Annotated in this window: 2 protein-coding genes; both read left to right on the forward strand. The window is 49.0% G+C overall.

Annotated elements, in window-relative coordinates; all coding sequences use genetic code 11:
* Positions 1-281: hypothetical protein (locus tag NE619_RS18025; protein ID WP_256133865.1), on the forward strand; the 281-nt coding region annotated here is incomplete at its 5' end.
* The coding region (locus NE619_RS19355) for a plasmid mobilization protein (protein WP_420314518.1) at positions 278-455 on the forward strand (178 nt) is incomplete at its 3' end. The genes NE619_RS18025 and NE619_RS19355, both read left to right, overlap by 4 nt.

Below are 455 nucleotides of genomic sequence, written 5' to 3' on the forward strand. Positions count from 1 at the left end.
AAAAGCAGACACCATACCAGCAAGCATCGCCTTTGGATAGCCCAAAGGCAGTCTTGTCAGGGGATACCCCTGAAACCCCTGGAGAGAGGAATGGAATTATGGAGAGTGAAACGAAAACGTCAGAATGTCCAAGAGGGAACTGGGACAGATGGTACGTACAAACAATCGAAAGTAGTTGCCGCCAGAGGAGCGACCAGCGGATTGCATTTATGAGTTTGACTGGAAAGAAACTTCATCAGGTAAAAGAATCCCTGCCCAAACGAGAGGAGGCTCAGAGATGAGAAAACGAAATATCGCGCTTCTATTCCGCTTAAACAGAAAAGAAGCGGAGCTACTGAACAAGAAGGTGAAAAAGAGCGGATTGTCCAGAGAGGCCTATCTGCGACACTTGGTTAACGGTTTGTTGCCAAATGACGCACCGCCGCCGGACTACTACGCCATGATGCAGGAGCTGC

Source organism: Anaerovorax odorimutans (assembly GCF_024459955.1).
Taxonomy (GTDB): domain Bacteria; phylum Bacillota; class Clostridia; order Peptostreptococcales; family Anaerovoracaceae; genus Hominibacterium; species Hominibacterium odorimutans_A.